This is a genomic window from Aurantibacter sp. (genome assembly GCF_039941195.1).
Classification (GTDB): Bacteria; Bacteroidota; Bacteroidia; order Flavobacteriales; family Flavobacteriaceae; genus Aurantibacter_A.
This window is the reverse complement of record NZ_JBDVFA010000012.1, coordinates 60,940-75,324: the sequence shown is the minus strand read 5'-3', so window position 1 is coordinate 75,324 and position 14,385 is coordinate 60,940. Positions and strand designations below refer to the sequence as shown.

Here is a 14,385-nt window from a genome sequence, read left to right as displayed (position 1 = left end):
AATAGACTTTTCGAGATACAACAATAACTCATAAAAGACTATTTGAAATACATATTTATGAAAAGAATTATCTTATCTACGTTTTCAATATTAGTATTGCTATTGCTTTCTTGTTGCAACTCAAAAAACACTGTTGAGAAAAAAGAGAACACCGAACTAAAAGAAAAAATTGGCCAAATGATAATGGTCGGCTTTCGAGGTACAACTGTAACTCCTCAAGATCCTATCTACAAAATGATTGCCGAGAATAATATTGGAGGCGTGGTGCTTTACAGCAGAGACTTACCATCAAAAGAAACTCAGAAACGAAATATCACCTCACCTACACAGTTAAAAAAGCTAAATTCGGGCCTTCAAGCAATTGACGAAACTAAATTATTTATTTCAATAGATGAAGAGGGCGGTTTTGTTACACGTTTAAGTAAAGAAGACGGATTTCAATATCATAAATCGCATCAAAAAATAGCTAGTTTAAAAAATCTAGATTCTACTAAATTATGGGCGCACAACATGGCAGTAGAATTAGCGGAATTAGGTATAAATATGAATTTTGGTCCTGTTTTAGATGTAAATGTAAATCCAAAAAATCCTATTATTGGGGCTAGAGAACGAAGTTTTTCCGATAGCTTGGAAATTGTTATTCCAAATGCTGATATATTTCTAAAAGAACATCAAAAACAAAAAATAGTATGTGTGCCAAAACATTTTCCTGGTCATGGGAGTTCGGATAAAGATTCTCATAAAGGCTTAGCTGATGTTACCAAAACGTGGACTGAAAAAGAATTAATCCCCTTTAAAACATTTATAGCGAATAAGTCCATCCGCACTATAATGACATCGCATGTTTATAATCAAAACTTAGACACCTTACCTTCCACCCTCTCCTATAAAATTATTAATAATTTACTTCGAAAAAAATATGAATTTGAAGGTGTAATTATTTCGGATGATATGCAAATGAGAGCAATCTCAAATTTTTATGATTTTGAAACATCTATAGAAAAAGCAATTATAGCAGGTGTAGATATGTTATTGTTTTCCAATAATGCTGCTCCTTGTCCTAACAATGATTTAGATTGTAAAAAAATTCCGTTTGACTCTGAAATTGCCACAAAAGCGATTAGTCATATTCTAGAATTGGTGGAACAAGGAAAAATTTCAGAAGATCGAATAAATGAAAGTTACAAGCGAATACAACACTTAAAATCTAGTTTGTAATGACAAAAAGCTACAGCATTCTTGGTTTAATGTCAGGTACGTCATTAGATGGATTAGACCTTGCATACTGCCAAATTTGGCAAGAAGATGCTAATTATAAGTTTAAAATTAAAAAGACCAAGAGCATTTCATATTCCCGAGAAATGCAAACTAAATTGAAGAACTCCATTCACTTGGCTGCAGATGAACTTTTAATATTTCATAATACCTATGGTACTTGGCTGGGCGAACAAGCCAATATTTTTATTAAAGAAAATGACCTTGAGGTTGATGCTATTGCTAGTCATGGTCATACAACACACCATCAGCCGGAAAATGGTTTAACTTTTCAAATTGGTTCAGGTCAACATTTAGCAAATGCCAGTAATCAAAAAGTAATTTGTGATTTTAGAACTAATGATGTTGCCTTAGGTGGTCAAGGAGCTCCTTTAGTGCCAATAGGCGATAAATTATTTTTTAGTAATTATACTTTTTGTTTAAACCTAGGCGGCATTAGTAATGTATCATTTGAAAAAGATGATAAACGCATAGCATATGATATTGGTTTAGCCAATATGATTCTAAATTACATCACAAGAAAAAATGGAATTGATTATGACGATGGTGGTGAAATAGCTAAAAGTGGTACTATTAATTTAATGATGTTAGAACGGCTTAATGCTCTAGAATATTATAAACTTCCTATTCCAAAATCTATTGGATATGAATGGTTTGTTAAAGAAGTCGCCCCTATTGTTGACCGTACCGAAGATAACATGGAAAATCTTTTATGTACTAGTGTTCACCATATTTGTGAGCAAGTTTCCAATCAAATTAAAGCACATTGTAATACCAATGAAAACTCATTGTTTGTTACAGGTGGTGGGGCTCTAAACGAATTTCTAATTGAAGTATTACGGAATAAACTGGGTGCTGAAATAAAAGTTGTTCCAACCTCAAAACAACTAATAGAATTTAAAGAAGCTCTTGTATTCGCACTTATGGGTGTACTCAGGTTAGAAAATAAAATCAATGTGCTAAAATCAGTTACGGGAGCTGTAACAAATTCATCTAGCGGAGTGATTTTTTTACCCTGTTAAAAGTCGATAAAGCCTAGTATTTAGCACCTGTAAATTATTATATTAGTGAGTTCATTAAATTAAATATTTATTCATGTCAGAGAATCAGAAAAAGGCGTCTGCCTATTGGAAAGAAAATGTAAAATACCTCTTTATTCTTCTAGCCATATGGTTCATTGTTTCCTACGGCGCTGGAATTCTTTTTAAAGACGCTCTTGACACTATTCGACTTGGTGGGTTTAAATTAGGCTTCTGGTTTGCGCAACAAGGTTCTATCTATGTATTTGTTGTACTCATATTCGTGTATGTACGATTGATGAATAAACTAGACAAGAAATATGGATACGATGAATAAGTAATACTTCAATTCAAAACACCAATTACTAAAACCAACTTTTTTCCAATAACCTTGGAAAAACATTTAAAACCAAACTTATGAGTGTTCAAATCTGGACGTATATTTTAGTCGGCATTACATTTTCAATATACATTGGCATTGCCATATGGTCTCGAGCTGGATCTACGAAAGAATTTTATGTAGCCGGTGGTGGTGTATCACCACTTGCTAACGGTATGGCTACAGCTGCAGATTGGATGTCAGCTGCTTCATTTATTTCCATGGCCGGTATTATTTCTTTCGCAGGTTATGATGGATCCGTTTATTTAATGGGTTGGACTGGCGGATACGTGTTACTAGCCCTACTTCTAGCCCCATATTTACGAAAATTTGGAAAATTTACCGTTCCTGATTTTATTGGGGATCGATATTATTCAAAAACAGCACGTATGGTTGCTGTAGTTTGTGCATTAATTGTTTCTTTCACCTATGTTGCCGGTCAAATGCAAGGTGTGGGCCTTGTATTCTCACGTTTTCTTGAAGTTGATATGACTACAGGAGTTATCATCGGAATGGTTATCGTTCTTTTTTATGCTGTTTTAGGTGGAATGAAGGGCATTACCTATACACAGGTTGCACAATATTGCGTTCTGATTTTTGCTTTTATGGTTCCTGCTATTTTTATCTCCTTTCAAATGACAGGTAACCCTATTCCACAATTGGGTATGGGAGCTACTTTGAGTGATGGATCTGGTGTATTCTTATTGGACAAATTAGACGGACTATCAACTGAGTTAGGCTTTGAGGAATATACTAGCGGTTCGAAATCAATGGCTGATGTTTTTGCAATCACCTTAGCCTTAATGGTAGGTACTGCCGGGTTACCTCATGTAATCGTTCGCTTCTTTACCGTAAAACGAGTAAAAGATGCCCGTAAATCGGCAGGGTGGGCATTATTACTTATTGCTATTTTATATACTGCTGCACCAGCTGTATCAGTCTTTGCTCGTACAAACATGATTGACACAGTAAATAACAAACCTTATGCTGATATGCCTGAGTGGTTTTCAAAATGGGAAATTACTGGCTTAATCTCATTTAATGATAAAAACGGAGATGGTAAAATTCAATATGTTGCTGACGAAAGCGTAAATGAACTCAATGTAAATAGAGATATAATGGTATTGGCAAACCCAGAGATTGCTGATTTACCTGCCTGGGTAATTGCTTTGGTAGCTGCTGGGGCACTTGCAGCTGCTCTTTCAACTGCAGCTGGTTTGTTACTGGTAATCTCAGCATCAGTTTCTCACGATTTAATTAAAAAAGTTGTTAATCCAAATATTTCAGATAAAGGAGAACTTTGGGCAGCGAGAGGAGCAGCTACTGTTGCTGTTGTTATCGCTGGTTATTTTGGCATTAACCCTCCTGGCTTTGTCGCCGCTGTGGTCGCATTAGCTTTTGGTCTTGCAGCAGCATCATTTTTCCCAGCCATTGTACTCGGTATTTTTTACAAGAAAATGAATAAAGAAGGTGCAATTGCCGGTATGGTTATTGGCATATCGCTAATGCTCTTTTACATGCTTAAATTTAAATTTGGAATTTTTGATGGTGGAAAAGAAGCAGTTGAAGGGTTAAAAGCTAGCTGGTGGTTTGGTATTTCACCTGAAGGTTTTGGAAGTGTTGCTATGCTCGTTAACTTTATTGTTTCTATAGTAATTATGCAATTTACACCTGCCCCCCCTGAAAATGTGCAGCGTATTGTGGAAGACATTCGTATTCCTAGTAATGCCGGTGAAGCAATTGACCATTAACAATAGCTTATAGATTAAACAGAGATAGAATTTTTAAACTGTTGTGGGGTCATTAACTCCATCTTTTTAAACTGTCGGTTAAAATAACTAGTATTATTAAATCCAGACTTATAAGCTATTTCGGCAATTGTAAAATCTTTGGATTCTTTAATTAACTTTTTAGCGAATTTTATTTTTTCAGAATTAATATAATCGATGGGAGATATTCCAAGAGTATTTTTAAACTTTTTATGAAAATGTGAAGCACTTAAACAGGCTTTCTCTGCTAAATGATCTACACTGATTGCCTTATCTGTTAAGTTATCTTTAATGTATTTGATAACCATACCAATGCGCGTATCATCAATCATATTTTCGCAGTCATTAAGAATAATCGATTTGGCTTTCGTTTGTAACAACCGAACAATAAGTTCTTGAATCATTAAATCCAACAATACATCTTTCGATTTATTAGTATTTGTGAAAGTACAAACCAAACGTTCTACCAAAATATTTACATCTGAATTATTTATTAAATGTGATGGCGAATTATCAAGTGACCATTCGTTATTCTCATCTTCAATTGCTACTTGATAATTAAAATGCTGTACTACTTCATCAATTTTATGAGCATCCAAACCTAGGGCTAAACATTGAGTAGGTGTATTCTTTGTGGCAATCGGAAAATCGATAACCATTTCTTTTTGCGCAGGCATTACAACCGACTCACCAGGATAAAAATCAAAAGGTTTTAAACCTTCAAGATGCATTATCTTTTTGCCAGTGAGCATACTCGCAATTACTGGGAAATCAAATTTTAAAACCACCTTCTCTGCCAACTGATATGTTTCATAAATATTCAACTCAGCATATTTTGCATTATAAGTAGTCTTGTTCTCTACCAAAGTAGTGAGCTTTCTAGTACTTGTATGGTGACTTAGTAATTGTTTCATAATCAATAATACCAAATTAACTTTTCAATAAGAGCGAATAATAGATATGTTCTAATTTATAATAAATACGTGCAACCATATCACTATTTAATAAAATAAATTTATAAAAAATCAATAATACGTAATTTTTCAGGTCATTTATTACGCATTTAACAAATCATTAATAAAGCTCAATTTTAAATACCTGTAACACTTAATCTTAAAAATTATACTAATGAGTTATTCAAAACCGAATTTCAAAGAAAAGTACGACAACTTTATCAATGGAAAATTTGTAGCACCTGTCGGTGGAGCATATTTTGACAATACCTCCCCAGTTGATAATAGTTTAATAGCGAAGTATCCTAGATCACAAAAAGAAGATATAGAATTAGCATTAGATGCCGCTAACGCCGCTAAAGATTCCTGGGGAAATACTTCAGCCGCAGAAAGAGCAGCACTTTTAAATAAAGTTGCTGATATTATCGAAGAAAACTTAGAAGAATTTGCCTTAGTAGAAACTTGTGATAATGGCAAACCTATTCGCGAAACATTAAATGCTGATATACCGCTAGCTGTAGATCATTGGCGCTATTTTGCGGCATGCATTCGCGCTGAAGAAGGAAGTGCAACAGAATTAGATGCTAACACACTTTCCATGAATATTAAAGAACCTCTAGGTGTAGTTGGTCAAATAATACCTTGGAATTTTCCATTGTTGATGCTCTCTTGGAAATTACCTCCTGCACTAGTAACTGGTAATTGTGTGGTCTTAAAACCCGCAGAACAAACGCCATCAACTGCTACTTTACTTATGGAGAAAATTGCTGATGTTTTTCCTCCAGGCGTACTTAACATTGTTCATGGTTTTGGCCCAGAAGCTGGGAAACCGCTAGCATCAAGTTCTAAAGTAGATAAAGTCGCTTTTACGGGTGAGACTACAACCGGGCAATTAATTATGCAGTATGCATCAAAGAACTTGAACCCAGTTACTATGGAGCTTGGCGGTAAATCGCCAAATGTATTTTTCAATTCTGTTATGGATGAAGACGATGCTTATTTAGACAAAGCAATTGAAGGTGCTGTTTTATTTGCATTTAACCAAGGCGAAGTATGTACTTGCCCCTCTAGATTATTGGTGCAAGAAGACATTTACGATGCTTTTATGGAACGTGTTATTGAGCGAACTAATGCAATAATACAGGATAATCCTTATGATACCGGCACCATGTTGGGTGCTCAAGCATCCAATGATCAATATGAGAAAATTCAATCGTATTTAAAAATTGGCGTTGAAGAAGGTGCCAAGGTTTTAACTGGTGGTGAGGCGAATAAATTAGATGGTGAATTTGCAAATGGATTTTATATAAAACCTACAATTTTAGAAGGCCATAATAAAATGAGAGTATTTCAGGAAGAAATATTTGGACCTGTTGTTTGTGTTACTAAATTTAAAGATGAAGCAGAGGCTATCGAAATTGCTAACGATACGCTTTACGGTTTAGGAGCAGGAGTTTGGACAAGAGATGCACATCAATTATACCAAATTCCACGAGCGATAAAAGCAGGTAGAGTGTGGGTAAATTGCTATCATGCGTACCCTGCGCATGCACCATTTGGTGGTTACAAAAAATCAGGATTTGGAAGAGAGAATCATGTAATGATGATGAATTATTATCGCCAAACGAAGAACATGCTTATATCTTACGATAAAAATAAGCTAGGTTTCTTTTAAAAAATGTAATCCTTAAATTAAACAAGGCTGAATTTTAAATAGATTCAGCCTTTTAAAATTATAGTTATGCAACGAATAGCAATTACAGATAAAGCAGCTGCAGTAGTTAGACAATTACAAGATAAATACGGAGAACTTATTTTTCATCAAAGTGGTGGTTGTTGCGATGGGTCTTCCCCAATGATTTTTGAAAAAGGTGAAATGTATCTTGATGAAAGTGACACCCATTTAGGAAAAATTGAAAATGTAAACTTTTATATGAATCAAGACCAATTTGAGTATTGGAAACACACACATCTTACCATAGACATTACCGAAGGAAGGGGTTCTAGTTTTTCATTAGAAATTCCGTTAGGACTGCGTTTCATAGTTATTTCAAGATTATTAACAGAAGAAGAAAATACCTTTTTTAATTCCTCACAAATATCTTAAATTGCTTATCCAAACTTCAACTTAAATTAATGAGTAATTATCACATAAAACACTTAGAAGAATATTATCAAGTTTACCGAAAATCTGTTCGAAACCCAGAAGCTTTTTGGGAAGAAATTGCTGAGGAACATTTTGTTTGGCGTAAAAAGTGGGACAATGTATTAAGTTGGGACTTTTCAAAACCTGAAATTAAATGGTTTGAGGGTGCTAAACTTAATATCACAGAGAACTGTATTGACAGACATTTACCAACAAGAGGTGAAAAAACAGCAATTCTTTTTGAGCCTAATAATCCTTATGAGGAAGCTGAGCACATAACCTATAGACAGTTGCACGAACGCGTAAGTCGCATGGCCAATGTACTAAAAGACAAAGGAGTTAAAAAAGGAGATCGCGTATGTATTTATCTTCCTATGATTCCCGAATTGGCTATTTCTCTTCTTGCCTGTGCTAGAATAGGAGCCATTCATTCCGTAGTTTTCGCAGGATTTTCTGCAAATGCACTTTCCACTAGAATTAATGATTCTGACTGTAAAATAGTTTTGACATCCGACGGCTCATATCGCGGTTCTAAAACTATAGATTTAAAAGGAATTGTTGATAAAGCTTTAGAAGATTGTCCTGGCGTTGAGAATGTTTTAGTAGCGAAACGAATCAATAGCGAAATTGAAATGAAAGAAGGTAGAGACCATTGGTTGCAACCTTTATTAGACGAAGCTTATGCCGACTGTGTTGCCGAAGTAATGAATGCTGAGGACCCTTTATTTATTTTATACACTTCTGGATCTACTGGCAGACCTAAAGGAATGGTGCATACTACTGGTGGTTATATGGTATATAGTGCTTACACCTTTAAAAATGCGTTTCAATATAGAGAAAATGATGTTTATTGGTGTACTGCCGATATTGGATGGATTACGGGCCACTCATATATAGTTTATGGACCATTAGCAAATGGTGCCACTACCGTTATGTTTGAAGGTGTTCCCTCCTATCCTGATTATGGCCGCTTTTGGGAAGTGGTACAAAAGCATAAAGTAAATCAATTTTATACAGCACCTACTGCTATACGAGCACTAGCTAAACAAAATTTAGAGTTTGTTGAAAAATACGATTTATCATCACTAAAAGTTTTAGGATCTGTAGGAGAGCCCATTAATGAAGAAGCTTGGCATTGGTACAACAACAATATTGGTAAGAAGAAAAGTCCTATTATTGATACTTGGTGGCAAACTGAAACTGGAGGTATTATGATTACTCCAATACCTTATGTCACTCCCACTACACCAACCTATGCAACCTTACCATTTATTGGTATTCAGCCTGCATTAATGGATGAAGAAGGCAAAGAAATAAAAGGCAATCAGGTAGATGGTCGATTGTGTATAAAATTCCCATGGCCTTCAATAGCTCGAACAATTTGGGGGAATCATGACCGATATAGAGACACCTATTTTTCGGCATATAAAAACATGTATTTTACTGGTGATGGCGCTTTACGAGATGCTGTAGGTTATTATAGAATTACTGGCAGAGTAGATGATGTAATTATTGTTTCTGGCCATAATTTGGGTACAGCACCGATAGAAGATTCAATTAATGAACACCCGGCTGTTGCAGAATCTGCAGTAGTTGGCTTCCCACATGATGTAAAAGGAAATGCCCTTTATGGCTATATTATATTGAAAGAATTTGGTGAAACTAGAGATCGCGATAATTTAAGTAAGGAAATTAATCAACAGATTACCGAACAGATTGGACCTATTGCTAAATTGGATAAAATTCAATTTGTCTCTGGGCTTCCAAAAACTAGAAGTGGCAAGATTATGCGACGGATACTTAGAAAAATAGCGTCTAAAGACACTACAAATTTAGGAGATACAAGTACTTTGTTAAATCCTGAAGTAGTAAAAGAGATTATGGATAACTCGCTTTAACGTGCGTTTCAATAGTAAAAGCTGTCGCGAATTATTGTATAATTTTCGACAGCTTTTTTGTTTTCAATTTATCGTAATACTCTTCTTGCTAGCAATGGCTTCTCGCCTAATATTACAAATATTAATACCGATATTAGTCCGCATATTGCGAGGCCCAAAAACAGTGGCCAGACTGTATTATCCACAAAGCCACCTATGTATTGTGCAATTGGTACAGATAGTACCGTAGAAATAAATCCATTTATAGCAGCACCGATTCCTGCAATATGTCCAATAGGTTCCATGGCAATGGATCTAAAATTCCCCCATAAAAATCCCAGACAGAAAAATTGACAAGCTAAAAATGCAACTAATACTGGTACACTTGGATTTGGTTTTCCCCAGAAAACAATAACGTAAACCAAGGCTATTGAACAAAAGGCCAAAAGTGCCATAAAAGACAATTTTCGCATACCAAATCGTAAAACTAAAGTCCCGTTCAAAAATGTAGAAAGTCCAATAGAAATAGCCAAGCCGGCAAATATATATGGAAACTCTTCTACTAAACCATATTGATCCTCGAAAACATGTTGCGAACCACTTAAATAAACCAAAAAAGCACCTGTAACGAAACCTGAAATAAACGTAAAAGCAACAGTTTCTTTATATTTAAAGAACTCCCTAATTCCAGTCGAAAATACATTTATGCTAAATGGAATTTTGTATTCTCGTTTAAGGGTTTCGACTTGCCGTTTCCAAAACCATATTGCTACTACTAGTGCGAAAATCAATTGTACATAAAATATAGCTTGCCAACCATAATCATCCATTATCCATTTACCAATTGCAGGAGCCACAACCGGAATAAGAATAAAGAATGCTGTAACGAATGACATTACGCGTGCCATATAATCACCTTTATAGGTGTCTCTAATAATGGAAATTGCCATTGTTCTTGGGGCAGAAAGTGCTATCCCTTGCAATACTCTACCTACTATCATTATTTCTAAAGATGGCGCAAATATGCAAATGATACTCGCAACAATAAATAAGACAAAGCCAATATACACTATAGGTTTTCTCCCATAACTATCCGACAACGGCCCAAAAAACAATTGCCCAAGACCAAGTCCCAGAAATATCATGGTAATCAATAATTGATTCTTAATAGGGTCAAGACTATTAATTGCTATTCCTATATGAGAAATCGCCGGCAAAATAGCATCTAAGGCTAAAGCAACTATTGACATTAATGCTGCCATTAAAGCCACAAATTCGAAATTTGGTTTTACATCTTCATTTTGCATCCTGCAAAAGTAGTTATATACGCATAGAACCTAAATTATAAGTCCACTTAAATTGAACCTTTAACATTGAAAAGTTTTTTCATTTTTAAGAATATCTTGTTTCTTACAATAAAGCGGTTTAGTATATACATGCAAATATGTACTTTTGATAAAAATTATCAAGAATGCTAATTATAGGAATTGCAGGTGGTACCGGCTGCGGAAAAACTACAGTTGTTAATCAAATTATTAACGAACTTCCTATTGGTGAAGTAAGTATAATTTCGCAAGATTCTTACTATAATGATTTGTCTCATCTTGAATTAGAAGAACGAAGGAAAACGAATTTTGACCATCCACAGTCAATTGATTTTGAATTACTTGAAAAGCATTTATCGCAGTTAAAAAATGGACAAGCTATCAATCAACCGGTATATTCTTTTTTAGAATGTAACCGTACAGAAAAAACTATTCTTACGCACCCATGTAAAGTTATAATTGTGGAAGGGATATTAATTTTAACCAATGCAAAGATTCGAAAAATGTTGGATATTAAAATATATGTTCATGCAGATTCGGATGAACGCCTAATTCGAAGATTAAAAAGAGATGTTAACGAACGTGGTTGGGATTTAAATGACACATTAGAAAAATATCAAACTAGCATAAAACCAATGCATTTGCAGTTTATTGAGCCTAGTAAAGAATATGCTGACATTATTATTCCAAATAATAAGTATAATACAGTAGCAGTGGATATAGTACGTGGGGTTATCAATCAAAAATTAGGGCTATAAATGGGCTACAAAGACCTTAAAAAGAAAAAATGGTTTAGTTTCTTAACCAATATGTATGTTCTAGTTCTTACTGTTTTTGTAATATGGATGGTTTTTTTTGACACCAACTCTCTGCTAATACATTTGGAGCTTAGAAAGCAAATAAAGAGTCTTGAAAAAACGCAACAATTTTTGAAAGAAGAAATTGATAAGGACAAGAAAATAATCCAAAAACTCTCAGATCCAAAGGAAATGGAAAAATTTGCTCGAGAGCAGTATTATCTTAAGAAAAAAGAAGAGGAAATATTTATTATTGAATACGAAGACAGCCTTAATAGTAAGGAGTAATTTGCATGTTGATGGCTCATGTAAATTTCAATTCCGTCAAACAATATTTTAATTTTTAAAGGCTTGTAGTAGTTACAATAGTGAAATAAAATTGCTCAAACGAACTATTTTGTTCATTTAAGATTTAACCAACTTTAACGCAGGCTCCTTACTTATTCACTTTGTGTTAACAAAATTCATTTTTTCGCCTTATTATTAATCGTATTTTTACCCCTTAAATGATGTTAATCATGGGTAAGATAATTGCAATAGCAAATCAGAAAGGTGGAGTTGGCAAAACAACTACTACGGTTAACCTCGCCGCTTCACTTGGTGTACTTGAAAAAAAAGTGCTTTTGATTGATGCAGATCCCCAAGCCAATGCTACATCTGGTCTTGGTATTGATGTCGAAAGCGTGGAATCTGGCACTTACCAATTATTAGAACATTCTAAAACTGCCAAAGACACCATAATAGCCACAGAATCGCCGAATGTAGATTTAATTCCTTCGCATATTGATTTAGTTGCTATTGAAATTGAATTGGTAGATAAAGATGAGCGCGAGTACATGATGAAAAAGGCGATAACGGAACTAAAAGATTCCTACGATTATATTTTAATCGATTGTGCACCATCGTTAGGCCTATTGACTTTAAATGCTTTAACAGCAGCAGATTCAGTAATTATTCCGATACAATGTGAATATTTTGCATTAGAAGGTTTAGGAAAATTATTAAACACGATTAAAAGCATTCAAAAAATTCATAATCCCGAATTGGATATTGAAGGGATGTTGTTGACGATGTACGATTCTAGGCTTCGATTATCAAATCAGGTGGTAGAAGAGGTACGTAAGCATTTTGCTGACATGGTATTTGATACTATTATTCAACGAAATGTTCGTTTAAGCGAAGCACCTAGTTATGGCGAAAGTATTATAAAATATGATGCAAGTAGTAAAGGAGCAACAAACTATCTCAACTTGGCAAACGAAGTTGTTAAGAAAAATATGGAAATGGCGTAATGGCAAAAGCTATCAAAAAACAAGCATTAGGTAGAGGACTTTCAGCACTATTGAAAGACCCAGAAAATGACATACAATCCGTAGCTGATAAGAATGCAGATAAGGTTGTTGGTAATATCGTTGAAATCGACATTGATGCTATTGAAGTAAATCCATTTCAACCAAGATCAAATTTTAACGATGAAGCCTTACATGAATTAGCAAACTCAATTAGAGAACTAGGAGTAATTCAACCAATTACGGTTCGTAAACTAGATTTCAACAAGTATCAGTTGGTATCTGGTGAAAGACGCCATAGAGCTTCAAAATTAGTAGGGCTACAAACAATTCCATCTTACATTAGAATTGCAAACGACCAAGAATCGTTAGAAATGGCTTTGGTAGAGAATATTCAACGCCAAGATTTAGACCCTATAGAAATCGCATTATCATACCAACGTTTAATTGATGAAATTCAACTGACTCAAGAAAAATTGAGTGATCGTGTTGGAAAAAAACGTTCAACCATTGCCAATTATATTCGATTATTAAAATTGGACCCTATTATTCAAACCGGTATAAGGGACGGTTTTGTTAGCATGGGACATGGGCGTGCTTTAGTGAATATTGAAGATAAAGAAAGCCAAATTGCACTTTATGAAAAAATCGTTGGTTTAGGATTATCAGTACGTGACACTGAAAAAGCAGTTAAAGCTCTTAAGGAAGGCACCTCTAATTCCGTACCTACACCTTTAAATAAATCTATTCCAGAATTTTCGAGAAAAGGTAAAACAGAACTCGAAAAATATTTAGAAGCTGCAATCACTATAAAAACAACCGCAAAGGGAAAGGGAAAAATAACTATACCATTTACGTCTGAGGAAGAATTCAACAGAATTAAAAAAGTTATTACCGGTGCATAGACTCCAACATTTTTTATTTATTAGTTTATTGTTTATTGGCTTTTCGTATGGACAAGAAGAGAAACCAATAGATCAAGAAACTGATTCACTACAACAAAATTTAAAAGATGAGGGAATTGTTATATCGGATTCTATCGTTGTAAAAAAGAAACCCATTAACCCTTTAGCGCCAAGTAAAGCTGCCTTTTATTCTGCTGTTTTTCCTGGTTTAGGTCAAATCTACAATAAACGGTATTGGAAAGTTCCTTTAGTATATGGAGCCATTGGTGGGGGCGTATATATGTATACATGGAATAATGATTGGTACAACCGATTTAGAACAGCATTTAAAAGAAGATTGGCTGGCTTTACTGATGATGAATTTTATGACCGCGATAACAATAATGCTATTGGTGCTGACCCTGATTTTTCAGATGAGGTGCTAGAAAATCAACAAGAGAGATTTCAAAATGATCGCGATTTATGGTTGGTAGCTACAATTGCATTATATGCATTAAATATAGTTGACGCCAATGTGGATGCTCATTTAAAACAGTTTAACGTTGATGAAGACCTAAGTATGGATTTCGAACCATTTATGGAAATAGATCCGGTAACACTCAATCCTAATTATGGTATGGCGTTAATAATTAAATTTTAAAAACTAGAAAA

Annotated in this window: 14 protein-coding genes; 12 read left to right on the top strand and 2 right to left on the bottom strand. The window is 34.5% G+C overall.

Annotated elements, in window-relative coordinates; genetic code table 11:
• Positions 1-57: 57 nt before the first annotated feature.
• The 4 genes from ABJF52_RS02145 to ABJF52_RS02130 all read left to right on the top strand — a co-directional run bounded on the left by ABJF52_RS02145 (position 58) and on the right by ABJF52_RS02130 (position 4,424).
• Positions 58-1,218 (top strand): glycoside hydrolase family 3 N-terminal domain-containing protein, encoded by a 1,161-nt coding sequence (locus ABJF52_RS02145; protein WP_348145619.1) that lies wholly within the window; start codon positions 58-60, stop codon positions 1,216-1,218.
• Entirely contained in the window at positions 1,218-2,297 is a 1,080-nt protein-coding gene (locus ABJF52_RS02140) for an anhydro-N-acetylmuramic acid kinase (RefSeq protein ID WP_348145616.1), read from the top strand. The genes ABJF52_RS02145 and ABJF52_RS02140 overlap by 1 nt, the downstream gene beginning before the upstream one ends.
• A 73-nt stretch (positions 2,298-2,370) precedes the next feature.
• On the top strand, positions 2,371-2,631 hold the full coding sequence (locus tag ABJF52_RS02135; protein WP_348145613.1) for a DUF4212 domain-containing protein: 261 nt from the start codon (positions 2,371-2,373) through the stop codon (positions 2,629-2,631).
• An 80-nt stretch (positions 2,632-2,711) separates the two neighbouring features.
• Complete coding sequence (locus tag ABJF52_RS02130; protein WP_348145610.1) at positions 2,712-4,424, top strand: sodium:solute symporter family protein; 1,713 nt, start codon at positions 2,712-2,714, stop codon at positions 4,422-4,424.
• 14 nt (positions 4,425-4,438) lie between these two features.
• Here ABJF52_RS02130 and ABJF52_RS02125 read toward each other — a convergent pair whose 3' ends face one another.
• On the bottom strand, positions 4,439-5,356 hold the full coding sequence (locus ABJF52_RS02125) for an AraC family transcriptional regulator (RefSeq protein WP_348145607.1): 918 nt from the start codon (positions 5,354-5,356) through the stop codon (positions 4,439-4,441).
• 214 nt (positions 5,357-5,570) lie between these two features.
• Between ABJF52_RS02125 and ABJF52_RS02120 the strand changes: the two genes are divergently transcribed.
• The 3 genes from ABJF52_RS02120 to acs all read left to right on the top strand — a co-directional run bounded on the left by ABJF52_RS02120 (position 5,571) and on the right by acs (position 9,439).
• Positions 5,571-7,070 (top strand): aldehyde dehydrogenase family protein, encoded by a 1,500-nt coding sequence (locus ABJF52_RS02120; RefSeq protein WP_348145604.1) that lies wholly within the window; start codon positions 5,571-5,573, stop codon positions 7,068-7,070.
• A 66-nt stretch (positions 7,071-7,136) separates the two neighbouring features.
• Positions 7,137-7,502, top strand: coding sequence for a DUF779 domain-containing protein (locus tag ABJF52_RS02115; RefSeq protein WP_348145602.1), 366 nt, complete (start codon positions 7,137-7,139; stop codon positions 7,500-7,502).
• Positions 7,503-7,531: 29 nt separating this feature from the next.
• Positions 7,532-9,439, top strand: a complete 1,908-nt coding sequence (gene acs / locus ABJF52_RS02110; protein WP_348145599.1) for an acetate--CoA ligase — start codon at positions 7,532-7,534, stop codon at positions 9,437-9,439.
• A 68-nt stretch (positions 9,440-9,507) separates the two neighbouring features.
• Here the strand turns inward: acs and ABJF52_RS02105 are convergent, their stop codons facing one another.
• Positions 9,508-10,725 (bottom strand): multidrug effflux MFS transporter, encoded by a 1,218-nt coding sequence (locus ABJF52_RS02105; protein ID WP_348145596.1) that lies wholly within the window; start codon positions 10,723-10,725, stop codon positions 9,508-9,510.
• 164 nt (positions 10,726-10,889) lie between these two features.
• Here ABJF52_RS02105 and udk point away from each other — a divergent pair, with 164 nt between their 5' ends.
• The 5 genes from udk (at position 10,890) to ABJF52_RS02080 (ending at position 14,374) form a co-directional block, all read left to right on the top strand.
• Positions 10,890-11,501 carry a uridine kinase gene (udk, locus tag ABJF52_RS02100; protein ID WP_348145593.1) on the top strand — a complete coding sequence of 204 codons (612 nt, stop codon included), beginning with the start codon at positions 10,890-10,892 and terminating at the stop codon, positions 11,499-11,501.
• On the top strand, positions 11,502-11,828 hold the full coding sequence (locus ABJF52_RS02095) for a septum formation initiator family protein (protein ID WP_348145590.1): 327 nt from the start codon (positions 11,502-11,504) through the stop codon (positions 11,826-11,828).
• A gap of 230 nt (positions 11,829-12,058) precedes the next feature.
• Positions 12,059-12,832, top strand: coding sequence for an AAA family ATPase (locus tag ABJF52_RS02090; RefSeq protein ID WP_348145587.1), 774 nt, complete (start codon positions 12,059-12,061; stop codon positions 12,830-12,832).
• A complete protein-coding gene (locus ABJF52_RS02085; protein ID WP_348145584.1) occupies positions 12,832-13,734 on the top strand; it encodes a ParB/RepB/Spo0J family partition protein in 903 nt (300 codons plus the stop codon). Before ABJF52_RS02090 ends, ABJF52_RS02085 begins: the two co-directional genes overlap by 1 nt.
• Complete coding sequence (locus ABJF52_RS02080; RefSeq protein ID WP_348145582.1) at positions 13,727-14,374, top strand: DUF5683 domain-containing protein; 648 nt, start codon at positions 13,727-13,729, stop codon at positions 14,372-14,374. Before ABJF52_RS02085 ends, ABJF52_RS02080 begins: the two co-directional genes overlap by 8 nt.
• Positions 14,375-14,385 lie beyond the last annotated feature (11 nt).

What these genes read in the sequence shown, in the direction of transcription:
- ABJF52_RS02145 (WP_348145619.1), top strand. Translation starts at nt 58, where the DNA reads ATGAAAAGAATTATCTTATCTACGTTTTCAATATTAGTATTGCTATTG.
- ABJF52_RS02140 (WP_348145616.1), top strand. Translation starts at nt 1,218, where the DNA reads ATGACAAAAAGCTACAGCATTCTTGGTTTAATGTCAGGTACGTCATTA.
- ABJF52_RS02135 (WP_348145613.1), top strand. Translation starts at nt 2,371, where the DNA reads ATGTCAGAGAATCAGAAAAAGGCGTCTGCCTATTGGAAAGAAAATGTA.
- ABJF52_RS02130 (WP_348145610.1), top strand. Translation starts at nt 2,712, where the DNA reads ATGAGTGTTCAAATCTGGACGTATATTTTAGTCGGCATTACATTTTCA.
- ABJF52_RS02125 (WP_348145607.1), bottom strand. Translation starts at nt 5,356, where the DNA reads ATGAAACAATTACTAAGTCACCATACAAGTACTAGAAAGCTCACTACT.
- ABJF52_RS02120 (WP_348145604.1), top strand. Translation starts at nt 5,571, where the DNA reads ATGAGTTATTCAAAACCGAATTTCAAAGAAAAGTACGACAACTTTATC.
- ABJF52_RS02115 (WP_348145602.1), top strand. Translation starts at nt 7,137, where the DNA reads ATGCAACGAATAGCAATTACAGATAAAGCAGCTGCAGTAGTTAGACAA.
- acs (WP_348145599.1), top strand. Translation starts at nt 7,532, where the DNA reads ATGAGTAATTATCACATAAAACACTTAGAAGAATATTATCAAGTTTAC.
- ABJF52_RS02105 (WP_348145596.1), bottom strand. Translation starts at nt 10,725, where the DNA reads ATGCAAAATGAAGATGTAAAACCAAATTTCGAATTTGTGGCTTTAATG.
- udk (WP_348145593.1), top strand. Translation starts at nt 10,890, where the DNA reads ATGCTAATTATAGGAATTGCAGGTGGTACCGGCTGCGGAAAAACTACA.
- ABJF52_RS02095 (WP_348145590.1), top strand. Translation starts at nt 11,502, where the DNA reads ATGGGCTACAAAGACCTTAAAAAGAAAAAATGGTTTAGTTTCTTAACC.
- ABJF52_RS02090 (WP_348145587.1), top strand. Translation starts at nt 12,059, where the DNA reads ATGGGTAAGATAATTGCAATAGCAAATCAGAAAGGTGGAGTTGGCAAA.
- ABJF52_RS02085 (WP_348145584.1), top strand. Translation starts at nt 12,832, where the DNA reads ATGGCAAAAGCTATCAAAAAACAAGCATTAGGTAGAGGACTTTCAGCA.